Source organism: Pseudonocardia terrae (assembly GCF_021343995.1).
Classification (GTDB): Bacteria; Actinomycetota; Actinomycetes; order Mycobacteriales; family Pseudonocardiaceae; genus Pseudonocardia; species Pseudonocardia terrae.
In genome coordinates this window covers 145350-167334 of sequence record NZ_JAJTTE010000007.1, presented here as the reverse complement: position 1 = coordinate 167334, position 21985 = coordinate 145350, and the positions used below count along the sequence as shown (strand labels likewise).

Below are 21985 nucleotides of genomic sequence, written 5' to 3'. Positions count from 1 at the left end.
GGAGACTCCTCCATGGCCACCCAGCCGCTTCGGGTGCTGTTCTGCATCGGCATCAACCAGAACTTCTTCGACCTCCCGACGGACGGCATCACGACCGGCCACGTCTGGCAGGCCTTCGTGTCGATGATGGACGGCCTGAAGGCCCTGCCCGGGGTCGACTTCATCGGCGACATCGACGACGACGCACACATGGTCGGCCCGTCCGACGGCTGGCCGTGGACCTGCTACATCCTCGCCGACGTCGACACCCAGGAGACCGTGAAGGCCGCGTGCAACCTGCTGCGCACCACTCCCGTCGGCGACGGGGACGTGAAGCTCTGGAGGTTCGCGAAGATCGAGGCCCGGATCGGCCGGGCCCTCACCGTGCGCGACGACGTCGCGCTCCCCGAGTGACCGGAGACGACCGATGATCGAGAACGTCATGGGCAGTGCGCCCGATGAGCTGGTCCGCGAGGACCGCGTGGCGGGCCGCCTGTACACCGACCCCGAGCTCTTCGAGCTGGAGATGACCCGCATCTTCGAGCGGACCTGGATCTGGGTCGCGCACGAGAGCGAGCTGCCGAAGGCCGGCTCGTTCAAGTCCACCGTCGTCGGCCGTCAGCCGGTGATCGTCACCAAGGACCGCAAGGGCGTCGTCCGGACCCTGCTGAACCGGTGCCGGCACCGTGGCGCCAGTATCTGCGAGAAGCCCAGCGGGCAGGTCAACGGCTTCACCTGCCCCTACCACGCGTGGTCCTACGGCCTGGACGGCTCGCTGCGCGGCATCCCGTACCCCGACGGCTATGAGGGCGTGATGGAGAAGCGCGACCTGTCGCTGGGCAGGCTGCGCACCGAGTCCTACCGCGGGATGATCTTCGCGACCCTCGACGACGACGCCGAACCCCTCGAGGAGTTCCTGGGCGACGCGCGCCTGTGGATCGACCGCTTCATGAAGCAGGGCGGTGGCTACCCGATCAAGGTGCTGGGCCGGCACCAGTTCAGCTTCCGGGGGAACTGGAAGATCCAGCTCGAGAACACCACCGACGGGTACCACTTCCCGATCGTGCACCGCTCGTGGATGGCGTCGGTGGACTCCGAGACCGCGGACATGATGTCGTTCATGACCGACCCGACGTGCACCACGCACGCCCTGGGGCACGGCCACAGCGTCATGCAGATGGTGCCCGAGCACTCCGACCTCGACCTCGACGACCGCTCCGAGCCCCTGCAGGGCAGGTTCGACGACGTCGTCGCCGAGCTGTCGAGGACCCTGGACGCTGCACAGGTCCGCAAGGTCGTGCGGGCCATGCACGGCACCGGGTTCAACCTGAACCTCTTCCCGAACGTGTCGATGTCCGCCGCGTTCTTCCGGGTGCTGCGCCCCGTCTCCGTGAACGAGACCCGCATCGAACACGTGGCGATCGGGCCGGACGGCCCGCCCGAGCTCGCCGTCGTCAACCGTGAGCGGCTGCGGATCCACGAGCACTTCCAGGGCCCCTTCGGCTTCGGCACCCCGGACGACGCCGAGGGCTGGGACCGCGTCCAGCGCGGCGCCGCCGCGGCACCCGCGATGCCGATCATGGTCAACCGCGGCCTGGCCCGGGAGAAGCCGAGCCCCGAGGGCTGGCCGACCTCCCACGTCACCGACGAGACGGGCATGCGCGCCGCGTATGCCCAGTGGAAGGCGATGATGAGCGATGACTGAGACCGTCACCGAGGCCGCGGCCCCCGCCGTGCCGATCCCGACCACCGACCCGCGGGTGGTGCGGACGATCGAGCTGATCTGGCGCGAGGCGGAGCTGCTCGACCGCAAGGCCTACGAGGCCTGGGACTCGCTCTACACCGACGACGGGTTCTACGTGATCCCGATCGACCCCGAGGCCGAGCGCTTCGACGACATCCTCAACATGGTCTACGACGACGCCCGGATGCGCCGGATGCGCGTGACGCGCATGACCGAGGGGTACGCGATCGCCGCCGTCGACGCCGCACGGACCGTCCGCACGGTCTCCCGGTTCGTGCCGGAGTCCGTGTCCGACGACGAGGTCATCGTGCGGTCCGCGCAGATCCTCGTCGCTTACAAGCGGGAGAACCACCACCTCTGGGCCGCCGACCTGGTGCACCGGGTCCGGCTCTCGCCGGACGGGCCGATCGGCGACCGGATCGTGCACAAGATCGTCCGCCTCGTCGACAGCGAGTCGGCGGTGCCCGCCGCGGGATTCCTGCTGTGACCGGGCGAGGCGCCACGGCCCAGGTCGCCGTGGTCACCGGCGGCGCACGCGGGCTCGGCGAGGCGATCGTCCGCCGGCTGCACGCCGACGGCTACCGGGTCGCGGTCGCCGACCTCGACGGCGCCGCGGCCGAGGCCCTCGCCAAGGAGCTCGACGGCACGGCGGCGACCGCCCGGGCCTTCCCGGTCGACGTCGCCGACCCCGGCGCGCCCGCCGCGCTGCTGCGGGACGTGCTCGTGGTCTTCGACGCGGTGCACGTGCTGGTCAACAACGCGGCCCGCACCCAGGCCACGCCGCTCATGGAGATCGGCGCGGACGAGCTCGACGCCGTCATGAACGTCAACTTCGGCGGGACCTTCCGGACGTGCCAGGTGTTCGGCGCCCACCTCGCCGAGCAGGGCTACGGCCGGATCGTGAACATGGCCTCGCTGGCCGGGCAGAACGGCGGCACCGCCACCGGGGCCCACTACGCCGCGTCCAAGGGCGCGATCCTCACGGCGACCAAGGTCTTCGCCCGCGATCTCGCCGCGCGCGGCGTCACCGTCAACGCGGTCTCGCCGGGCCCGCAGGACGGCGACACCGTCCGGACCCTCCTCGGAGAGGACCGGGTGGAGACGCTGCGGGCCGGGATCCCGGTCGGCCGGCTCGGTGACCCGGCGTTCGTCGCCCGGATGGTCGCCCTGCTCGCCTCCCCCGACGCCGCCTCGGTCACCGGCGCCTGTTGGGACGTCAACGGTGGCCTCTACCTGCGGTGACACCGCACCTGATCGCTCACGTCTGAGTTGCACGGAAAGGAGGAAGGTCCGATGACGACTACCGTCGCGGTCCGCGTCAGCGAGGTCACCGACGAGGCGACCGATGTCCGCAGCCTTCGGCTGGTCACCACCGACGGGTCCCCCCTGGGGCCCTACCCGGCCGGCGCGCACGTCGACGTCGTCGGCCCGACGGGCGTGCGGCGCCAGTACTCACTGTGCAGCCCGCCGGACGACCCGGCCTCCCTCCTGATCGCGGTCAAGCGCGAGCAGGCGTCCCGGGGTGGCTCCGCGGCCCTGCACGAGGTCCGGGTGGGCGACACCCTCGAGATCGGCGCTCCGCGCAACCTGCTCGCCCTGGCCGACGACGCCGACCACCACCTCCTGGTCGCGGGCGGGATCGGGGTCACGCCGCTGCTGAGCATGGCCTACGAGCTGCACCGGCGCGGCGCGGACTTCACGCTGCACTACTTCGCCCGCTCCCGGGAGGAGGCGGCGTTCGCGGACCTTCTCGAGCACCGGGCCGAGTTCCGCGAGCGCGTGCACCTCCACTTCGGCGTGCCCCGAGCAGACCAGCCCGGTGTGCTCAGCACGCACGTCGACAGCCTCACCGGCGCGAGTCGCGTCTACACCTGCGGTCCGGACGGCTTCATGGACCAGGTCGCCGCCACGCTCGGCCCGATCGTCGGAGCCGATCACGTGTACGTGGAGCACTTCGTCGCCGCGGAAGTCGACACCTCCGACGACCAGGCCTTCGTCGTGGAGCTGGACACCGGCGAGGAGTTCGAGATCCCCGCCGACCGCTCGATCCTGTCTGTGCTCGACGAGAACGGCATCGAGGTCTTCAAGTCCTGTGAGGAAGGCGTCTGCGGGTCCTGCGTGTCCGGTGTCCTCGAAGGCGTGCCGGACCACCGCGACAGCTGCCTGTCCGCGGCCGACCACGCGGCGAACGACCAGATGGCGCTCTGCGTCTCCCGCGCACACACCGCCCGATTGACGATCGAACTCTACTGACCCGATCCCCCTGCGAGCTCTCCCCGGTCGCTGCCCGACATCGACGTCCCACCACCGGTCCGCCCGGCGACGACGCCACGGACCCGTCCGATCGGAGAACCATGTCCTCCTCCACCGACGCGCCCGACGCCGGGACGCTGACCACCGCCGTCCGCACGGGACGGATGAACCGCCGAGCCTGGCTCGTCACAGCGCTGCTCGTCCTCTTCCAGGTCATCGCCTTCGCCGACAAGGCCGTACTGGGGCTGGTGGCCGGGGAGGCGATGCCCGAGCTCGGCATCTCCGCGGTCGAGTTCGGCTTCATCGGCAGCGCCTTCTTCTTCCTCTACTCCGTGGCGTCCTTCGGCGTAGGAATGCTGTCCCGTCGGGTGTCGGTCACCTGGATCCTGCTCGCGATGGGCGTGTTCTGGGCCGTGATGCAGTTCCCGATGCTGGTCGGCGGGGGCGCGGCGCTGCTGCTGGTCACACGGATCCTGCTCGGCGGCGCAGAGGGACCCGCGACCGCGATGTCGCTCGCGTCCGTGCACGGCTGGCACGCACCCGCGAACCGGGCCCTCCCCAGCAACCTGGTCGCCGTCGGCTCCGCACTCGGGCCGGTGGTCGCGGCCCCGGCGCTGGCCTGGGTCATCGTCGCGTTCGGCTGGCGCTGGGCCTTCGGCGTGCTGGGCATCGTCGGGCTCGCGTGGGCGGTGGCGTGGCTCCTGCTCGGATCGGACGGCCCGTTCGCCGGCCGCCGAACCGCGGCGGCGACGGCTTCGGAGGACCGAGCTGATGCCCCGGCCGCGGACGCGACCGGGGTCGACGCCCAGCGGGTCGTCCCGATCCGTGCCCTGCTGCTCAGCGGCTCGTTCGTCGCCGCGGTGCTCGGCGGCTTCGGCAACTTCTGGACCCAGGGCTTCCTCACGACGTGGTCACCGCAGTACCTGTCCGGTGTCGTGGGCCTATCGCTCGGCCAGGTGGGCGTGGTGTCGACCTTGCCGTGGCTGTTCGGCGCAGGCCTGCTGCTGGGTCTGGGCATGCTCGGGCGGACCCTCATGCGCCGGGGGGCGAGCGTGCGGTCCGGCATCGCGGTGCCGTTCGGCGTGGCCGCCGCGGTCGCCGGCGTGTCGTTCCTCCTGCTGCCCGCTACCGACGGAGCGCTCGCCGTCGTCCTGCTCACCGTGGCCGCGGGCTGCAGCATCATCTACCCGATGCTGCCGAGCGCGCTGGCCTATGCGGTCGCGCCACAGCAACGCGGCCTGGTCATGGCGGTCCTGGGCGGCGTCGCCTCGATCGGGGCAATTTGCTCGCCGTTCGTCATCGGCGTCCTGATGGACACAGCTGGCTACCGCGCCCCCGCCGCGGGACAGCAGCGCACCGCCGAGATGGTCGCGAACATGGCCACCGGGCTGGACCACGGATTCCTGCTCACCGGTGTCGTGCTGCTCCTGGCCGCGATCGCGACCCTACTCTTCCTGCGCCCCGACCGCACCGGCCGGCGGCTGCAGGAACGGCACACCGGCTGAGACCACCCGGCCGGCCCGCGGAACGCCCTCCGCGGGCCGCCCTACCCGCCGCCTGTTCACCGAGGGCCCTCGACGGGGTACGACAGGCCCCCGCCGCGACACGCCGTCGTCGGCGTGTCGTGACTCAACTCAGCTCCGCGTCCGCCACACACTGGGGCCCGATCGAAGGAGTGATGTCACAGCTGGTGTTCATGACACCCGGCGTGTCGTGACAGAACTGAACAGCTCTGCCGTGCTGAACTGGGTGGGCGCGGCAGGGATCGAACCTGGGACCGCTCGGGTGTAGAGCGCGCACTACCTCCCTCTCAGGCCGTCTACCAGCAACAACGCTGGCACGTAAGGCCTCTCCAGCCCCTCCCGCAGCACCATTCAACGAGATTTCGTGTCATGAGTGGCGTCATGCCGACAGCTCGTAACACCCGCCGGAGATCAGGCGTCGCCTGAAGCTCGTACGAGCTTCGCACAGACGAGCGGTCAAAGCTCCCGCACGATCACACGCCCACTCCCCGTCCTCGGGAATGAGCTGTGCTCCCGGATCTCGTCCGGGACACCACGGCGGCCGAGGTGCTCGTGACACCAGGCGCGGAAGCTTCTCTCCTCGTAGCCGGCAGCCGGGATCACGTGCGCGACGACGACGGCGTCGAGGGTCTCGTCGGGACGGGCCGTGACGGCGACGTCGCGAACGAGCGGGCAGGCCTGCAGATCGACCTCCAGCGCGTAGGTCGAGATGTTCTCCCCGCCACGTCGGATGATGTGCATGCCGCGGCCGCGGAACTCGAAGCGGCCGTTCGGGCGCCGGACCATGATGTCGCCCGTCCGCAGCCATTCGCCGTCGACGAGGGTCGCAGCGGTGGCATCGGAAGCGTCGAGGTAGCCGAGCATGAGCGTGTTGCCCGGGCTCCCGCGGACCCACAGCTCCCCCGGCTCGCCGTCCGGAGCGTCGGAACCGTCGTCGCGGACCAGGCGGACGCCGTCGACGCCGAGGAACGGGCGCCCGATCGTTGCGCGGTCATCCAGTTCCCACGGCGACCCGCCGAGGACGCCGGTCACGGACTCGGTCTGTCCGTAGATCTGGCGCATGTGGATTCCGGGAACCAGCCCGTCCCACTCCTGCCAGTCCGCGTTGCTGAGCGTCATTCCGTAGTGGACGGCACGGAGCGGGCCCGGGTCGACCGGTCGTCCCGAGCCGACGGCGCGGTGCAGCGCCATCCGCATGGGCGGGGCGACCATCGAGGCGATCGTGGCGCCGGTGCGGCGGGCGGCGTCGAACCAGGTGCTCGCGCTGAAACGGGGCACGATCGCGATCGAGCCGCCCGTGACGAAGGGCGGGGCGCACAGGTAGAGCTGCGCGTTGGTGTGGAAGAACGGCGAGCAGAGGTAGTGCCGGTCGGTGCTCAGATAGCCGCCGTTGCGCGCAAGTCGTTCGGCGGACATGACGTAGTTGCGGTGCGTGAGCTGCACCAGCTTCGGGGCGCCGCTGGTGCCGGAGGTCGGCAGCAGCCCCGCGACGAGGTCGGGCGTGGCGGACGGGGGCTCGCTGCCCGCTGTGCCGAGGTCGGCGGGACAGGCGGTGGTCCACAGCTCCTCGTCGGTCAGGACCAGTAGCCGCGTCGACACCTCTGCGCGGGCGATGGCGTCGGCGACGAGGCCGGCGTTGGACACAGCCGCGACGACGGCGACCGGCCCGGTCGCCCGGAGGGCCCTCTCGACGGCGAGCAGCCCGGAGTCCGGGTCGATCACCTGCACGATCGCGCCGTTGGCCGGGATCGCCAGCCACAACGCCACGGTGAGTGGGCTGTTGGGCAGGGCCAACACCACGCTTCGCCCGTCCTGCACGCCGATCCCCGCAATTCGGTGGCGAAGGCCGTGGACATCGGTGGCGAGGCGCTCCCAGGTCACCGTGCCCGGCTTCGCGGGTCCAGCAGGGTCGCGGAGGTGGACCAGGGCGGGCTCTCCGGGCCGCAGGGCCGCCCACTGGTCGAGCAACCCGTGCAGGGTGCGGTCCGAGCTGACGTCGTGTCCGGCCATTCTCAGTCCCGCAGGGCCTGTCGGTGGGCCGCTGTTCCCCGTAGTGCCAGCAGGGTCGTGAGCGTGATGAGGCTGCAGGCGATCGTGTACCAGGCCGCGGCCAGCGAGTTGCCCGTCGCCGAGACGACCGCGGTGATGATGAACGGGGCCGTCCCGCCGAACAGCGCCACCGACACCGCGTAGGCCAAGGAGACTCCGGTGACCCGGGTGCGCGTCGGGAACCGCTCGGACAGCAGCGCCGGTAGCGGTCCGCCGACCAGGCCGATCAGCACGCCGGCCACGACGAGGGCGACCAGAGCGGCACCGAAGCCGCCGCGGAGCATGAGGAACAGCGGGTAGGACAGCACGAGGGTGCCGACGGTGCCGACGAGCATCACGGCGCGACGGCCGACGCGGTCCGACCACGCACCCGCGAACGGGACGACCAGACCCGCGACCGTGCCGTTGATCAGGGTGAGCACGTAGGACTGCTTCAGTGACATCCCCAGGGTCTTCGACAGGTAGGTCGGCATCAACACCATGAACGTGTAACCGGTGCAGGAGTAGACGACGACGATCCCGACCGTGGTCAACACCTGCCGCAGCAGCCCCGGTTCCCGCGCGCTTACTGACGCGGGCGTCGACGTGACGGGTGACGCGCCAGTCGCGGCGCGGAACGACGGTGTCTCGTCGACCCGCATCCGCAGGTAGAGCGCGATGAGGCCCATCGGGGCGGCGACGAGGAAGCCGATGCGCCAGCCCCAGGAGGCCAGGGCGTCGTCGGGGAGGACGGCGATCAGCACGGTGGCCATCCCGGCCCCGAACACGAACCCGATCACCGTGGTGAAGAACGACCACGAGCCGTAGAGCCCACGCCGGCCTGGCGGCGCGTACTCGGCCATCAGCGACACCGCACCACCGAACTCCCCGCCCGCCGCGAGTCCCTGCACCACCCGCAGCACGGTGAGCAGCAGCGGCGCCCAGACGCCGATCGTCGCGTAGGTGGGCAGGACACCGATCAACGCCGTGGCCCCGGACATCAGGGTGATGATGAGGACGAGCACCGGACGACGGCCCGCCCGGTCGGCGAAGCGGCCGAACACCGCCGCTCCGACGGGCCTGAGGAAGAACGCCAGGGCGAACAGCGAGAAGGTGGCCAGCAAGCCGGCCACACCGTCGCCGGTCGGGAAGAAGAGCCCGGCGATGACGGGCGCCATGTAGCCGTAGAGCGCGTACTCGTACCACTCGACGAGATTGCCGATGGAGCCCGCGACGAGCGCGCGCCGCGAGGCACGCACGTCGATCACCGGGCTGCTCTCCCCGCTGACGGTCTTCGTCATCTCCTGTCCCCTATTTCGCGATCAACGGCCCATGGCCGGCGAGCTCGCCGCCGTCGACAAGGATCTCGGTGCCGCTGATGAAGCTGGATTCATCGCTGGCGAGGTACACGACCAAGGAGGAGACCTCCGCCGGGTCGGCCTTCCGGTTCATCGGGTTGAATCCGCTGACGTCGAGTCCCTCGTTCATGGGCGTCGCGATCGTGCCCGGACAGATCGTGTTTGCCCGGACGTTTCGCGACGCGAGCTCCAGGGCCGCCGACTTCGTCAGGCCACGTACGCCGAACTTGGAGGCGGTGTAGCCGTGCAGTTCGGCGATGCCTTCGACACCCTGAGTCGACGAGATGTTGATGATCGAGGACGGTGCGCTCTCCAACAGAGCGCTCACCGCCGCCCGAATCCCGAGGAACTGGCCGGTCAGGTTGACCCCGATGATGTGGTTCCAGTCTTCGAGCGTGTAGTCGAAGAGACTGCCCACTGTGCAGATGCCGGCGTTGTTCACCAGCACGTTGAGCTTCCCGAACGCATCGGTGGCAGCCCTGACCGCGGCGCCCCAGTCCTCCTCGCGGGTCACGTCCAGCGGCACGAACCGCGCGGAGTCCCCAAGCTCGTCGGCCAAGGCTTTTCCCTCGGCTTCGAGGACATCACCGAGCACGACGCGACCGCCTTCGTGGACGATGGCGCGAGCGTGCGCCGCCCCCATTCCGCGCGCTCCCCCGCTGATCAGGGCAACTTTGTCCTGAAGACGTCCCATTTCTCCGCCTTTCGGTACTTGAGGTGTGATCAGCGCGTGTCCGGGGCAAGCCGGATGGCCTGGGAGGGGCATAGCTCGGCAGCAGTCCTGACGGCTTCCGCCGCGTCGCCGGCAACCTCCGTTGTGTAGGTCATCTCGCCGTCGTCGTTCACGTCGAAGACGGTCGGGGCGTGGTAGGTGCACTGCAGCGTGTAGACGCATCTGTCCATGTCGACGCTCACGCGCGTGTGCCCGGCCATCAGGGCGCCGGGGTCAGGTCGAGCAGCAGTTTGCGTGGGGCACGGGTGAAGACGCCTTCCTCGACGGGGACGAACCCGGCTTGCAGGCGGATGTCGGAGGTGCGGTCGAGCAGGACGTTCAGGCCGACTTCCACCTCCTGCTTGGCCAAGAGTGAGCCGACGCAGAAGTGCCGTCCGTGGACGAAGGCGAGCTGCTTGGACGCGCCGGAGAACTCGCGGGAGGCGTCGACGTCCGTGCGGTGGATGTCGAAGTGGTCCGGGTTGGAGAAGACAGCCGGGTCACGGTTGGCCGACGCGATCAGGCACACGACGGTGCTCCCTGCCGGGATCGCTCCGTCGGCTATCTCGACGTCCACGGCGGTCTGCCGCATCACCATGTGTAGTGGCGGGGCGACACGCAGGGTCTCGGCCAGGGCCGCCGGTATCAACGACCGGCCCCGGCGCACGTCGGCGAGCTGGTCGGGATGCTCCACCAGCTTGGCGAGCAGGCTCGTCAGCACCTTGTCGGTGGTCTCACCGCCGGCGGTCAGCAGGAGGCTCGCGAATGACTTGATCTCCTCGTCGGACATCTGCACCCCGTCGACCTCGGCGGCGCACAGCGTCGAGAGCAGGTCGTCGCCGGGGTTGCGCCGCCGCTCGGCGATGACGGGCAACATGTACTTGGCCATCTCGTCGCGTGCGCGCAGGCCGGCCTGCGTGACGGCCTCGTCCTGAGTCAGGTTGCCGAGGAAGTCGATGATCGCGCTGTACCACCCGCGGAAGGTCTCGAGGTCCTCAACCGGCAGGCCCATCATGTCAGCGGTGACGTTGATCGGGTACAACCGGGAGAACTCCGCGGAGAACTCGCAGCTTCCCCGGCCGACAAACTCATCGACCAGTCGGACGGCGTTCCCCTCGATGATCGCAGTGAGCTTGCCGAGGATCGCCTTAGGTCGGAAGCAGGGCGCCACGATTGCCCGCTTCGTCGCGTGCTCGCGGCCGTCCATCTGCACGATGGTCCGGCCGTGCACGGGTTCCAGCTGCCACTCGTAGTTGCGGTTGGTGAACGCGGGATCTTTGAAGGCGCGGGCGACGTCGGAGTAGCGACTGATGACGTATGCCTGGAGCTGGTCGTCGTAGTAGAGAGGGGCTTCCTCGCGCATCAGCGCGTAGGAGCGGTAGGGGTCGGACTCGAACGCCGGCGTCAGGATGCCGGGGATGTGCTCGGGCAAGGACTGCGTCATTGCAGGGCTGCTCTCTTCTCCGGTGTTCCGAAGGGATGGCACTTCCAGGGTCGCTAGGCATGAGGGGCGAGAGGGTGCCATCGCACGGCACCCTCTCGCTCCTCTGGGGTGAGCGCTCAGCTCTGGCCGGACGAGCTGAAGGGCAGCTGGATCTTGGGAGCGACCTCCTGCGCGATGAGCTGCAGGGACTGGAACCACGGGGACGGGTCGTCCATGTAGTCGTGGGACTCGACCTGCAGGGTGCCCCACCCACCGGTGAACTCGTAGAGCGTGTTGAGCTTGTCGATCACCGTCTCCGGGGAGCCGACGACCCACACGTTGTCGCAGATCCACTCGAGGTCGACGTCGCCCGGCTCGGCGCCGGCGTCCTTGATGTAGCCCTCGAGCATGCCGAAGCGCTCCCAGATGGGCCACAGGTACCGCTCGAAGGCGTACCCGATGCCGCCCTCCATGGCGAGCTTCTTGGCCTCCTTGTCGGTGTCTGCGACGAACACCGTCTGGGAGACGTGGTACTTCGACCGATCCGGGGTGTGACCGTTCTCCAGGGCGGCCTTCTCGTAGGTCTCCCAGTGGGTCTTGAGGATCGAGGACCCGGAGTAGATCGAGACCGGCATGAATCCGCGCTCACCGGCGAACCGGATCGACGGCGAGTTCACCGACAGCCCGGTCACGGCGATGTCGAGCTTGCCGCCCCAGGGGCTGAAGTCGGCGAGCTTGTGGTCGTCGTGGCCGAGGCCGTCGTCGACCTCCTCCGGGTAGCCGGCGTTCCAGAACTCGCCCTCGTGGAAGAACGGCTCGCGCTTCCAGATCTTCTCCATGATCTCGAGCGACTCGCGGACCCGCTTCGGGTTGTTCTGCAGGTCGGTGATGCCGTGCAGGTACGACGCCTGCGGGTACGCCCCCGCGCCCACACCGAGGAAGTAGCGTCCCTCGAGGATCTGGGACAGCCAGCCCACCTGGATCGCCAGGTCGGCCGGGTGGTGGTGCGGAAGCAGATGGGCCATCGGAGCGAACTTGATCCGCTCCGTCTGCGTGGCCGCCGCTGCGATGACCAGCTCCGGGGTGGGGATGCACTCCCACTTCTGGGTCGCGTGTTCGGCCACCATGAACTCGGTCAGCCCGGCCTGGTCCGCCTGACGAGCGTTCTCCAGCGCCCACTCGAAGGTCTGCCGGCTGGTGCGCTCCGGGCGCATGTACGGGATGTGGATGAGACCGGAATCCATCTGTTCTGTGCTCCTCGTTGCTGGACGTCGTCGTTCAGGTGCGGGGTTTCCGGAGGGTCAGCCGCCGAAGAAGATGTCCTTGGCGTGCTGGGTGTCGAGGTACTCGTGCACCTCGGCGATGCGCCCGTCGGGCGCGACGCGGAACAGGAAGTGGCAGCGCGGGTCGTAGACCCGCCCGTCCTTCAGCTCCGCGTACGAGTCGGCCTCGACGGCCACGGAGTCGCCCTCGGCGACCATCGAGCGCGGAGTGATGCGCAGGGGCGCCTTGTAGACGTCCGCCACGCCACCGATCAGCTGTCCGAACCCGGCCTTGTCGTAGGAGCCGGACATGCCCTCGAGCTTCCCCGAGACCCACCAGGTGACGTCGTCGGTGAGGGCGGCGAGGGTCTTCTCGGGGTTCCCCTCGGAGAAGAGCTCCAGGAACCGGGTGACGGCGGCCTTGTTGTCCTCGGTGCTCGGCATCGTTGCCTCCTCGGATGAGCGGGACGGATCAGACGAGGGTTCCGTCTGGGGCCTTGCTGGAGAAGCGGGGGGCGACCTCCTCGGCGAACCGGACCAGCTCGGCGTTCTGTCGCTCCGGCTCGAGGTGCCCCTGGCCGAACATGAGGAAGCACTCGTCGAACCCGAGCCGCTCGTGGGCCTGCTCGATCTGCCTCGAGATGTCGTCCGGGGTCCCGATCAGGACGTTGGGGAACTGCTGGCCGTGCGGGATGAACCACTTGTCCCAGAACCAGCGGTGCTCCGCCTCGAGCTCCTGCGCCTCCTCCTTCGAGTCGGTCAGGATCAGGAACCCGCCCCAGGCACCGACGTCCTCCCGCTTCACGTCCCGCCCCGCCTTCTTGGCGGTCTCGGTGTAGCGGTTCCACAGGGCGTCGCAGAAGTCGAGGTCGTTGGCGAACACGATCTGCTTGCCGCCCTCGCGGGCCCACATGTCCACCGTGCGCATGGAGTATGCGAACGCGCCGTAGAGCTTGGGGTGCGGGTCGGTGTAGGGACGCGGCGCGATGCCGATCTCCCGGACGACGCCGTTCTCGTCCTGCCCGGCGCCGAACTCCGCGTAGCCGGGGTGACCGGCCGAGCCGCCCTCGGGCGGGTACTCCCAGTACTTGCCCTTGTGCGAGAACATCGAGTTCTCCCAGGCCTTCTTCACGATCTGGACGGACTCCTCGAAGATCTCGCGGTTGATCGCGTCCTGCTCGTTCTTGGCCTTGGCGTGGGTGACGTTGGTGGCCCCGATGCCCCGGACCGCGGCGTAGGCGTCGACCCAGCGGGCGTGGTAGCCGCGGGTGAACCCGACGATCAGCCGGCCCCGCAACATGTGGTCCAGCGTCGCGATCTCCTCGGCGACCCGGACCGGATTGTGGGTCGGGAGGACATAGCCGAGGATCCCCGCCTTGAGCCGCTGGGCGTGCAGGCCGACATAGGCGGCCAGGATGCCCGGGTGGTTCGTGATCTCGAAGCCCTCGACCTGGAGGTGGTGCTCCGGCGAGCAGTAGGCGTCGTAGCCCAGTTCGTCGGCGAGCTTGATGTAGCCGACCATCTCCTCGAGGAACCGCTGGTAGAGGTCACCGCGCTGGCCGGCCATGCCGGCCTCGAGCTCGTGCCGGCGTCCGATCACGCCGGTCTGCATCAAACTGAATCTCACAAGAGCCGTCTCCTCGGTGGTCTTCTCCGGTGCAGGTGTCAGGCGACCTCGCCGGACGGCGTGCCCGGACGGCCGATCCGGACCGTCTCGCCGAGCAGGCCTCCCAGGGCCGCTCGGACCGGTGCGGGATTGTGCAGGTGCCGGATCGACCGGACACCCAGGTCGTCGAGGACCGCCGCCACCAGCGCGGGGTCCAGGGGGCCGCAGAGCGCCTCCAACCTGCCGATACAGGCGCCCTGTTCGCGTAGCGTGCGGTGCGGGTCCGCACCGGAGCGCAGGTAGACGATCACTCCGCAGCGCGTCACCGCCACCTCGCGCATCGCGGCGTCGAGCCTGCGCGCGCAGCCGCAGCGCACGGACCCGAACACGTCGCCCGGCAGGCATTCGACGTGAACGTGCACGGGGACGTCCGCCGCCGCGGCGACCTCCCCTGCGACCAGTGCGAGGTGCTCGCCACCGTCCGGGACACCGCGGTACCCCACGGCGCGGACCGTCCCGCTCACGGTCGGCAGGCGAGCCGCGGTGACCCGCTCGACCCGGGTCTCCCGGCGCCTGCGGTACGTCGCGAGGTCCTCGATCGTGATCATGACGAGGCCGTGCTCGGCGGCGAAGTCCAGCAGCTCCGGACGCCGCGCCATGCGACCCGGCTCCCGGGTGCTGACGATCTCGCAGAGCACGCCCGCGGGACGCAGCCCCGCGAGGCGGGCGAGGTCCACCGCGGCCTCGGTGTGCCCGGTCCGCTCGAGCACTCCACCCGGCCGGGCCGCAAGGGGCACGACATGCCCCGGCCGGACGAGGTCGCGGGACGTCGAAGCCCGCGAGGCGAGAACCCGAGCGGTGCGGGCCCGGTCGCGCGCCGAGATCCCGGTCGAGACCCCGTCCGCCGCGTCGACCGTGACCCGGTACGCGGTGCCGAAACCGTCGGCGTTGGTGTGGTGCAGGGGCGGCAGGTCCAGCCGCTCGCAGTCCTGCTCGGGCAGCGCGACGCACACGAATCCCGAAGTGTGGCGCACCACGAACGCCATGGTCGCGGTGTCGACCAGGTCCGCGGCGACGATCAGGTCGCCCTCGTTCTCCCGGTCCTCGCCGTCCACGACGACGACCGGGCGACCCGCGGCGATCTCGGCCAGGGCCTGCTCGATGGTGTCCATCTCACACCGCCACGAGCTGCCGGAACCGGCTGCCGTGGAACACCAGCGGTGCAGCGCCCGGCTCGGCGCGCATCCCGTGCACGGCAAGCAGCACCACGGCGTGGTCGCCCGCCGGGACCTCCGCGTACACGGAACAGTCCAGCCACGCGACGGCGCCGTGCATGAGCAGGCCCCCCTCCGGGGTCTCGGTCCACTCGAGGCCCGCGAAGCGGTCCCCGTCCTTGGCCGCGAGCTGCCCGGCGGCGCCGCGCTGGTCCTGGCCCAGCACGCTGATCCCCAACCGCGGGAGGTCACGCAGCTGTGGCCAGGTGGTCGAGGTGTTCTGCACGCACACCGACACCAGGGCCGGGTCCAACGACACGCACGTGAAGGAACTGGCGGCCATGCCCACGGGCAGGCCGTCGTCCAACGCACAGACGGCGGTGACACCGCTGGGGAAACACCCGTAGACCTGCCGCAGCCGGGCGGGGTCCCCGGTCACCTTCTCGAGCTCGATCATGCGGCTCCTCCCCTTCGAGGTGATGCCTCGTCGCTCGACGACGGGACCGAAGCTATCTACACCGACGTAAACTGTCAACGCTCTCGTAACTCTCGATCGTCCGGCCGGGTCGTCAGCCCGAGATCAGCCGCCCGACACTCATTGCGCGTTTACATCGATGTAGATACGGTGGCTGCCGACCGCGCACAGGGAGGTGGCGGCCAGGAGGCGTCCGGGGACGCCCACGCATGCCCCTCCCGCACGAGATCCGGAGGGTCCCCTGTGACGACCACGCAGAAGTCCAGCGAAGCGCTCGTCGCCGAGCTGGTCGAGACCGAGAAGGTCCACCGCCTGCTGTTCGACTACGCATTCCACCTCGACATGAACCACCCCGACGAGATCGCGGCGCTGTTCACCGAGGACTGCTACGTGGCGTACGGGCCGAACTTCGGCGCCGAGGGCCGCGCCGCCTACCGGGAGACGCTCTCGGGGATCGGCAGCTTCTTCGCCGCCACCAGCCACCACGTCTCGAACATCGTCGTGGACTTCGGCGACGACTTGAGCACGGCCACGGTGCGTTCGGTGCTCTACGCCTGGCACAAGTACACGAAGGACCGCCCGGACGGACACTTCTTTGGCCAGTACCACGACGAGCTGGTCAAGGTCGACGGCGAGTGGCGGTTCGCCCGTCGCGAGCTGCGCGCCTCCGGTGTCGTGGACTTCCACGTCAAGCAGCAGATCCCGATCGGCCGCGCGTGAGCCAGCTCGCGAGCGAACCCTCGGCTCAGCGCGACCTACCCACGTACCGCGACATCCGCGTCGAGCACGCAGGCCCGATCTCCTGGATCGTGCTCGCCCGGCCTGACAAGGCCAACGCCCTGTCCAACGCCATGCTCGACGAGTTCTCCGACGCGCTGGCCCGGCTGACCGACGCCGGCGGGCCCGTCGTCGGGATCCGCGGCGAGGGCAGGGGGTTCTGCGCCGGCTACGACGTCGACCAGGTCGGCAAGCCGAAGGCCGCTGACCCGGTCGCCGACCGGGAGCGCCTGGCCCGCAACATCGACCGCTACCTGGCGATCTGGGACCACCCGAAGCCGGTGATCGCGGCCGTGCACGGGTACTGCATCGCCGGCGCGACACAACTGTGCGTGTTCTGCGACCTCACGATCGTCGCCGAGGACGCCCGCATCGGCGAACCCGCACTTCCCCTCGGCGGCGGCTACATCGCGCCGCTGTGGGCCCCGCTGGTCGGGCCGAAGCGCGCCAAGGAGCTCGCCTTCCTGCCGGGCAACGCGATCGACGGCCGCACCGCCGTCGAGTGGGGCTGGGCCAACCAGGCGGTGCCCGCGGACCGCGTGCAGGCCACCGTCGAGGGACTGGCCGCGCGGATGGCGAAGATCCCGTCCGACGTCCTGCGCATCAAGAAGCTCTCGATCAACCGCACGATGGACGCCATGGGCGTGCGCACCGCCGCCGCCCAGGTGCCCGAGATGGACGCGCTGCTGCACCTGTCCCCGTCGGTGCTGCAGCTGCGCGAATGGATCGGCGAGGTCGGCCTCAAGACGGCCATCGCCGAGTTCCGCACACCACCGGAGGAACGCACATGAGCATCGGGTTCACCAAGGACGGCCACGTCGCCCGGGTCACGCTCGACAACCCCAAGGCGCTCAACGCCATCTCCCCCGCCATGGACGACGAGTTGCTCGCCGCCTGGACCGAGATCGACGCGGACCCCGACATCTGGGTGGCCGTCCTCGACGCCACCCCCGGGAAGGCGTTCTGCGCGGGCGCGGACGTCTCCGGCGGCACCGACCGCGACGGGCGGATGGCCCTGGGCGGCGGCCTCACCGGTGTCGGCGGGCCCCGCTACGTCCTGCGCAAGCCGCTGATCGCCGCCGTGCACGGCTACGTCATCGGCGGCGGCTTCGAGCTGGCGATGTGCGCGGACGTGATCGTCGCGGCCGACGACGCCCAGTTCTTCATCCCGGAGGTCAAGGCCGGAATCATCGGCGAGTCCGGGATCCTGCACCGCGCCGTGCGCAGACTGCCCCACCACGTCGCCATGGGCATGATCCTCACCGGCGACCGGCTCCCCGTCACCAAGGCCGAGCAGTACGGCCTGGTCAACGAGGTCGTCCCGGTCGACGAGCTCGCCGCCACGGCGGACCGCTGGGCCGCGAAGATCATGGCCTGCGCGCCGCTGGCCGTCCAGGCCGCGAAGGACGCCGCGCTGCGGGGCCTCGACATGTCGTTGGAGCAGGCGCTCGGCACCCGCTACGAGCCCATCGAGGCCTACGCGGGCACGAAGGACCAGCTCGAAGGCCTCGCCGCGTTCGCCGAGAAGCGCAAGCCGGTGTGGACCGGACGGTGAGTCCGCGATGACCCCGGCCGGGCTGCGCCGCTCAGTCCTGGTGGCGCAGCCCGTCGAAGAAGATCGCCGAGAACGTCTCGACAGTCTGCTCGGCGGTGTATTTCCGGTCCCCCGGCTTGAACCAGCGATGCGTCCAGTTCACCATTCCGAAAAGGGTGCGAACCACCAGAGGAACGGACAGGTCCGACCGGAACTCGCCATTCTTGATGCCCTCCGCGATGATGTCCGTGACGATTCCCTCGAAACGACGGGTCTTACGGACCATCTCCTTCGCCCACGGCGTGGACTGGAAGGCGACCTTGCCCATGTCCTCCTGGATGTAGACGTAGACGTACGGGTAGTTCGCCTCGTACGACGTGATCTGCAGCCTGATCAACATGCGGAGCTTCTCGTGCGCGCTGATCTCCAGCCCGGAGATCCGGACGGCCTCGGCGAGGTTCTCGTCGAGGACCTTCTTCGCCGTGGCCTGGAAGACCTCCTGGAAGATCTCCTCCTTGCCCGCGAAGTAGTAGTAGATCGCGGCGCGGTCGGTGCCGAAGCGGGCGGCGATGTCGTTCAGGGTGGCCGCCTCGAAGCCCTTCTCCTTGAAGACGTCCCCGGCGATCTGCAGCAGCTCGTTGCGCTTGGCCTGGTAGGTGGCGCTGCCCTCGATCTGTGCGCTGCGCCTGCGCTTCGACAACCCGCTGCCCGCCGCGGACTCCGGTGGACGCCGGGTGGGAGAAGCCATGTGGCGGACGATACCACCGCGTTTGCCGGAAATGTTCCCCGGCTGCCGCAGTAATGGAAGAATGACCACAATTCGTGCACCCGTACGACGGCGTGTGAGAAGTTCAGGAGGACCCATGAGAGCGTCGCCCGACCGCACCGCGCGGTGGACGGAGGCATCCCCCATCGCCGACCTGCTCGTCCGCGCCGCCACCGAACACCCCGACCGGGCCGCCCTCGTCCTCCCGACCGCGCGGGTCAGCTACGCCGACCTGCTGGCCGGGGCGCACCGCGTCGCCCGTGGCCTGCTCGGTCTCGGGGTCCGGCCCGGCGAGCACGTCGCGCTGCTGGCCCCCAACGGGGTCGAGTACGTCGAGGCGTTCTTCGGGGTGAGCCTGATCGGCGCGGTGGTCGTGCCGCTCAACGCCCGCCACCGCGCCGCGGAGCTCGGCCACGTGATCGACGACGGGGACGTCGTCGTGCTGCTGACCACGGCGGCCGAGGGCCAACACAGCGACCTCGCGGGGGCCCTGCGCGAGGGGCTGCCGTCGCTGGCCGCCGCCGCGGACCCCACCGCCCTCGACCTTCCCGAGGCACGACGGCTGCGCGCCGCCGCCCTGCTCGCCGGCGAGTCCAGCCCCGGTTTCCTCCCCCGGTCGCGGTTCGACGCCCTCGCCGACGGCGTGGATCCCGCGCAGGTCGACGTGCTGCGCGCCCGGGTCCGGCTCCGCGATGTCGGCGCCATCATGTACACCTCCGGCACCACCGCCAACCCCAAGGGCTGCGTGCTCACCCACGAGGCCATGACCCGCGGCCCCGTCGACCGGGCGCGCCACCGCTTCGGCACCGGCGACCACGACGTGACCTGGTCCCCCGGCCCGCTGTTCCACATCGGCACCCTCTCCCCGTTCCTCGGGGTCATCGGGTCCGCCGGCACCTTCGTGACCGACGTCCACTTCGACCCCACGCGCGCGCTCGAACTGCTCGTCCGTGAGCGCGTGACGGTCGCGTTCCCCTGGTTCCCCGCCCTCGTCCAGCCGCTGCTCGACCACCCGGAGTTCGACCCGGCAGCCCTGTCGGCACTGCGCTCGCTGCTCCTCATCGGCCCCAGCGTGCTGCTCGAGCGCGTACAGACGCTGCTACCCGGGTGCGAGCTCGTCGCCGCCTGCGGGATGACCGAAGCCGCCGGAATCTACGCGGTCAGCGACCGGGAGGACGACGTCGACCTGAGGTCCCGCGCGCAGGGCAAGGCCTGCCCCGGCATGGAGATCCGGATCATCGACGTGGAATCCGGAGCCGACGTCGGACCGGGGGTGATCGGCGAGATCCTGCTGCGCGGCTACTCGGTGATGGAGGGGTACTACCGCGCCCCGGAGAAGACCGCCGATGCGCTCGACGCCGACGGCTGGCTGCACACCGGCGACCTCTACAGCTTCACCCCCGAGGCCCAGGTCGCCTTCCACGGCAGGCTCAAGGACATGCTCAAGGTCGGCGGGGAGAACGTCGCCGCCGTCGAGATCGAGTCCTTCGTCGCTCGGCACCCCGCCGTGGAGTGGGTGGAGGTGGTGGGCCGCCCAGATGCCCGGCTCGACGAGGTCCCGGTGGCCTTTGTCGAGGTCAAGGTCGGGCACACCGTCACCGAGGCCGAGCTCCTGGACTTCTGCACGGGCCGCATCGCCCGCTACAAGGTGCCCCGGGCCTTCCATTTCCTGACCGCGGACGAGTGGCCCCGATCCGCCACGAAGATCAACAAGAACGAGCTGCGGGCGCGCGTCGCCGCGCCGGCGGCACCGCTCGCCGAGGTGGGAAGCACCTCGTGACCACCCGACTGCGACGCACCCTGGTCACCGTCGCCGAGGTGCGGGAGGCCGCCGAGACGCTCCTGGAACCGGTTCCCGACGGACCCGACCTCGACGGCCTCTCGGCCGCGCTGATCCGACTCGCCGTCCACGCCTCGGTCTGCACCCTCGATCCCGCCGGCATCGACGACGCCGTCTGCCGGGCGCTCGACGCGGGCGCGACGCCCGAGCAGGTCCAGGAGACCCTCGTCCTGGTGTCCGCCCTCGGCGTCCACACCCTGATGGAAGGCACCCGGCGCCTCTCGGCGATCCTGCGCGAGCGCGGGACGCCGGCCGCGCCGATCGACGAGGAGCGGGCCGGGCTGCGGTCCCGTCTGCACGGCGACGACCCCTACTGGGCGGACTTCGACCGCGAGATCCCGGGGTTCCTGGACGCCCTGCTCGAGCACTCCCCCGACGCCTACCAGGCGTTCTTCGCCTACTGCGCCCTGCCCTGGCGGAGCGGGACCGTCCGGGGACGGCTCAAGGAGCTGATCGCGATGGCCTGCGATGCCACGCCCACCCACCGGTACCTGCCCGGCGTCCGACTGCACCTGGCCAACGCCGTCCGCCTCGGTGCGGGACGCATTGCGGTCCGCCGGGCGCTCGACATCGCCGCCGCGGCCCCCTCCCACCCAGGAGTGCCCGCAGCGGAGTGCGACGGCCGGGTGCGGGCAGGCTGCCCGCACCCGGTCCCGCTCATTTGACCAGGAAGCCCGCGTCGACCGGCAGCTGGACACCGGTCACGTAGCGCCCGGCGTCCGAGGCCAGGTAGACGATCGCGTTGCTGATGTCGACCGGGTCGACGGCGTCGACCGGCAGCGAGTTCAGCACCAGCTTCGCGAAGCCGGAGTTCTCCGCCATGTACCGTTCGACCACCGCGTTCTCCACCATCGGCGTGTGCACGCCGGTCGGGTGCACCGTGTTCACCCGGATGCTGTGCGGCGCAAGATCCACCGCGAAGTTGCGCATCAGACCGACCACACCGTGCTTGGCCGCGGTGTAGGCGTCCATCGCCAGGCTGCGGTTCGCCGCCGACTTCGACGCCGCCGTGGAGGCGGTCAACACGATCGCCCCGCCGTTGCCCGCCTCGATCATGATCGGCGCCGCGGCATCGACGGTGTTCCACACCCCGGTCAGGTTCACGTCGATGGTGTCCTGCCAGAACTGCCGCCGCTCGACCGGATCGGTCGGCTCATCGAGCGTCAGTGCGTACACGCCGGCGTTGGCACACACGATGTCGAGCCGACCCAGCTCGGCCACACCCGCGTTCACGGCCTCACGCAGCGCCACTCCGTCCCGCACGTCTGCCACGCTCGCAACGATCCGCCGGTCCAACGCCTCGACCAACCGAACGGTCTCCTCGAGGTCCTCCTTGGTCGCCATCGGGATCTCCACCGACGGGATCTGCGCGCAGATGTCGACCGCGATGACGTCCGCGCCCTCCTCGGCCAGCCGGACGGCGTGACTCCGCCCCTGGCCCCGCGCCGCCCCGGTGACCAGCGCGACCTTGCCTTCGAGCACTCCCACGAT

The 21985-nt window shown here is 70.0% G+C and carries 23 protein-coding genes; 11 read left to right on the top strand and 12 right to left on the bottom strand.

Features of this window, described 5'->3' with window-relative positions:
* Positions 1–12: 12 nt before the first annotated feature.
* The 6 genes from LWC33_RS07150 (at position 13) to LWC33_RS07125 (ending at position 5481) form a co-directional block, all read left to right on the top strand.
* Positions 13–393, top strand: coding sequence for a hypothetical protein (locus LWC33_RS07150; protein WP_233303441.1), 381 nt, complete (start codon positions 13–15; stop codon positions 391–393).
* A 13-nt stretch (positions 394–406) separates the two neighbouring features.
* Complete coding sequence (locus LWC33_RS07145; protein WP_233303440.1) at positions 407–1684, top strand: aromatic ring-hydroxylating oxygenase subunit alpha; 1278 nt, start codon at positions 407–409, stop codon at positions 1682–1684.
* A complete protein-coding gene (locus tag LWC33_RS07140; protein WP_233303439.1) occupies positions 1677–2210 on the top strand; it encodes an aromatic-ring-hydroxylating dioxygenase subunit beta in 534 nt (177 codons plus the stop codon). The genes LWC33_RS07145 and LWC33_RS07140 overlap by 8 nt, the downstream gene beginning before the upstream one ends.
* Positions 2207–2965, top strand: a complete 759-nt coding sequence (locus tag LWC33_RS07135) for an SDR family NAD(P)-dependent oxidoreductase (RefSeq protein WP_233303438.1) — start codon at positions 2207–2209, stop codon at positions 2963–2965. The genes LWC33_RS07140 and LWC33_RS07135 overlap by 4 nt, the downstream gene beginning before the upstream one ends.
* 51 nt (positions 2966–3016) lie before the next feature.
* Complete coding sequence (locus LWC33_RS07130) at positions 3017–3976, top strand: PDR/VanB family oxidoreductase (protein WP_233303437.1); 960 nt, start codon at positions 3017–3019, stop codon at positions 3974–3976.
* 101 nt (positions 3977–4077) lie between these two features.
* Positions 4078–5481 (top strand): MFS transporter, encoded by a 1404-nt coding sequence (locus LWC33_RS07125; protein ID WP_233303436.1) that lies wholly within the window; start codon positions 4078–4080, stop codon positions 5479–5481.
* Between the two features lie 474 nt (positions 5482–5955).
* Here the strand turns inward: LWC33_RS07125 and LWC33_RS07120 are convergent, their stop codons facing one another.
* From LWC33_RS07120 to LWC33_RS07075, 10 genes are read right to left on the bottom strand one after another with little or no spacing between them, the layout of a single operon-like run.
* On the bottom strand, positions 5956–7509 hold the full coding sequence (locus tag LWC33_RS07120) for a class I adenylate-forming enzyme family protein (protein ID WP_233303435.1): 1554 nt from the start codon (positions 7507–7509) through the stop codon (positions 5956–5958).
* 2 nt (positions 7510–7511) lie between these two features.
* Positions 7512–8828: an MFS transporter gene (locus LWC33_RS07115; RefSeq protein WP_233303434.1), complete on the bottom strand. Its 1317-nt coding sequence runs from the start codon at positions 8826–8828 to the stop codon at positions 7512–7514.
* Positions 8829–8838: 10 nt separating this feature from the next.
* Positions 8839–9579, bottom strand: coding sequence for an SDR family oxidoreductase (locus LWC33_RS07110; protein WP_233303433.1), 741 nt, complete (start codon positions 9577–9579; stop codon positions 8839–8841).
* 29 nt (positions 9580–9608) lie between these two features.
* The gene (locus LWC33_RS07105; RefSeq protein ID WP_233303432.1) at positions 9609–9800 is read right to left on the bottom strand and encodes a ferredoxin; all 192 of its coding nucleotides are present in this window, start codon (positions 9798–9800) and stop codon (positions 9609–9611) included.
* A gap of 17 nt (positions 9801–9817) precedes the next feature.
* A complete protein-coding gene (locus LWC33_RS07100; protein WP_233303431.1) occupies positions 9818–11122 on the bottom strand; it encodes a cytochrome P450 in 1305 nt (434 codons plus the stop codon).
* Positions 11123–11157: 35 nt separating this feature from the next.
* Positions 11158–12264, bottom strand: coding sequence for an LLM class flavin-dependent oxidoreductase (locus LWC33_RS07095; protein ID WP_233303430.1), 1107 nt, complete (start codon positions 12262–12264; stop codon positions 11158–11160).
* Between the two features lie 57 nt (positions 12265–12321).
* Positions 12322–12726, bottom strand: a complete 405-nt coding sequence (locus LWC33_RS07090) for a nuclear transport factor 2 family protein (protein WP_233303429.1) — start codon at positions 12724–12726, stop codon at positions 12322–12324.
* Between the two features lie 28 nt (positions 12727–12754).
* Positions 12755–13909, bottom strand: a complete 1155-nt coding sequence (locus LWC33_RS07085; RefSeq protein ID WP_233303428.1) for an LLM class flavin-dependent oxidoreductase — start codon at positions 13907–13909, stop codon at positions 12755–12757.
* Positions 13910–13947: 38 nt separating this feature from the next.
* Complete coding sequence (gene ribB / locus LWC33_RS07080; RefSeq protein ID WP_233303427.1) at positions 13948–15060, bottom strand: 3,4-dihydroxy-2-butanone-4-phosphate synthase; 1113 nt, start codon at positions 15058–15060, stop codon at positions 13948–13950.
* 1 nt (position 15061) lies between these two features.
* Complete coding sequence (locus LWC33_RS07075) at positions 15062–15559, bottom strand: flavin reductase family protein (protein WP_233303426.1); 498 nt, start codon at positions 15557–15559, stop codon at positions 15062–15064.
* Between the two features lie 261 nt (positions 15560–15820).
* Between LWC33_RS07075 and LWC33_RS07070 the strand changes: the two genes are divergently transcribed.
* Genes LWC33_RS07070 through LWC33_RS07060 form a run of 3 tightly spaced genes read left to right on the top strand, consistent with a single transcriptional unit; the run spans position 15821 to position 17909 of the window.
* Positions 15821–16297 carry a nuclear transport factor 2 family protein gene (locus LWC33_RS07070; RefSeq protein WP_233303425.1) on the top strand — a complete coding sequence of 159 codons (477 nt, stop codon included), beginning with the start codon at positions 15821–15823 and terminating at the stop codon, positions 16295–16297.
* On the top strand, positions 16294–17145 hold the full coding sequence (locus LWC33_RS07065; RefSeq protein ID WP_233303424.1) for an enoyl-CoA hydratase-related protein: 852 nt from the start codon (positions 16294–16296) through the stop codon (positions 17143–17145). The genes LWC33_RS07070 and LWC33_RS07065 overlap by 4 nt, the downstream gene beginning before the upstream one ends.
* The gene (locus LWC33_RS07060; RefSeq protein ID WP_233303423.1) at positions 17142–17909 is read left to right on the top strand and encodes an enoyl-CoA hydratase-related protein; all 768 of its coding nucleotides are present in this window, start codon (positions 17142–17144) and stop codon (positions 17907–17909) included. The genes LWC33_RS07065 and LWC33_RS07060 overlap by 4 nt, the downstream gene beginning before the upstream one ends.
* Positions 17910–17940: 31 nt before the next feature.
* On the opposite strand, the gene LWC33_RS07055 is transcribed toward LWC33_RS07060, so the two are convergent.
* Positions 17941–18636: a TetR/AcrR family transcriptional regulator gene (locus tag LWC33_RS07055; RefSeq protein ID WP_233303422.1), complete on the bottom strand. Its 696-nt coding sequence runs from the start codon at positions 18634–18636 to the stop codon at positions 17941–17943.
* Positions 18637–18751: 115 nt separating this feature from the next.
* On the opposite strand from LWC33_RS07055, the gene LWC33_RS07050 reads away from it, so the two are divergent.
* Both LWC33_RS07050 and LWC33_RS07045 read left to right on the top strand, forming a co-directional pair.
* The gene (locus LWC33_RS07050) at positions 18752–20434 is read left to right on the top strand and encodes a class I adenylate-forming enzyme family protein (RefSeq protein ID WP_233303421.1); all 1683 of its coding nucleotides are present in this window, start codon (positions 18752–18754) and stop codon (positions 20432–20434) included.
* A complete protein-coding gene (locus LWC33_RS07045; RefSeq protein ID WP_233303420.1) occupies positions 20431–21159 on the top strand; it encodes a carboxymuconolactone decarboxylase family protein in 729 nt (242 codons plus the stop codon). The genes LWC33_RS07050 and LWC33_RS07045 overlap by 4 nt, the downstream gene beginning before the upstream one ends.
* Here LWC33_RS07045 and LWC33_RS07040 read toward each other — a convergent pair.
* Complete coding sequence (locus LWC33_RS07040; RefSeq protein ID WP_233303451.1) at positions 21152–21985, bottom strand: mycofactocin-coupled SDR family oxidoreductase; 834 nt, start codon at positions 21983–21985, stop codon at positions 21152–21154. The two genes, LWC33_RS07045 and LWC33_RS07040, sit on opposite strands and share 8 nt — an antisense overlap.

Coding starts and splice junctions, on each gene's coding strand:
- LWC33_RS07110 (WP_233303433.1), bottom strand. CDS start 9,579: ATGGGACGTCTTCAGGACAAAGTTGCCCTGATCAGCGGGGGAGCGCGC.
- LWC33_RS07055 (WP_233303422.1), bottom strand. CDS start 18,636: ATGGCTTCTCCCACCCGGCGTCCACCGGAGTCCGCGGCGGGCAGCGGG.
- LWC33_RS07120 (WP_233303435.1), bottom strand. CDS start 7,509: ATGGCCGGACACGACGTCAGCTCGGACCGCACCCTGCACGGGTTGCTC.
- LWC33_RS07100 (WP_233303431.1), bottom strand. CDS start 11,122: ATGGCACCCTCTCGCCCCTCATGCCTAGCGACCCTGGAAGTGCCATCC.
- LWC33_RS07060 (WP_233303423.1), top strand. CDS start 17,142: ATGAGCATCGGGTTCACCAAGGACGGCCACGTCGCCCGGGTCACGCTC.
- LWC33_RS07075 (WP_233303426.1), bottom strand. CDS start 15,559: ATGATCGAGCTCGAGAAGGTGACCGGGGACCCCGCCCGGCTGCGGCAG.
- LWC33_RS07050 (WP_233303421.1), top strand. CDS start 18,752: ATGAGAGCGTCGCCCGACCGCACCGCGCGGTGGACGGAGGCATCCCCC.
- LWC33_RS07095 (WP_233303430.1), bottom strand. CDS start 12,264: ATGGATTCCGGTCTCATCCACATCCCGTACATGCGCCCGGAGCGCACC.
- LWC33_RS07115 (WP_233303434.1), bottom strand. CDS start 8,828: ATGACGAAGACCGTCAGCGGGGAGAGCAGCCCGGTGATCGACGTGCGT.
- LWC33_RS07130 (WP_233303437.1), top strand. CDS start 3,017: ATGACGACTACCGTCGCGGTCCGCGTCAGCGAGGTCACCGACGAGGCG.
- LWC33_RS07150 (WP_233303441.1), top strand. CDS start 13: ATGGCCACCCAGCCGCTTCGGGTGCTGTTCTGCATCGGCATCAACCAG.
- LWC33_RS07140 (WP_233303439.1), top strand. CDS start 1,677: ATGACTGAGACCGTCACCGAGGCCGCGGCCCCCGCCGTGCCGATCCCG.
- ribB (WP_233303427.1), bottom strand. CDS start 15,060: ATGGACACCATCGAGCAGGCCCTGGCCGAGATCGCCGCGGGTCGCCCG.
- LWC33_RS07125 (WP_233303436.1), top strand. CDS start 4,078: ATGTCCTCCTCCACCGACGCGCCCGACGCCGGGACGCTGACCACCGCC.
- LWC33_RS07145 (WP_233303440.1), top strand. CDS start 407: ATGATCGAGAACGTCATGGGCAGTGCGCCCGATGAGCTGGTCCGCGAG.
- LWC33_RS07090 (WP_233303429.1), bottom strand. CDS start 12,726: ATGCCGAGCACCGAGGACAACAAGGCCGCCGTCACCCGGTTCCTGGAG.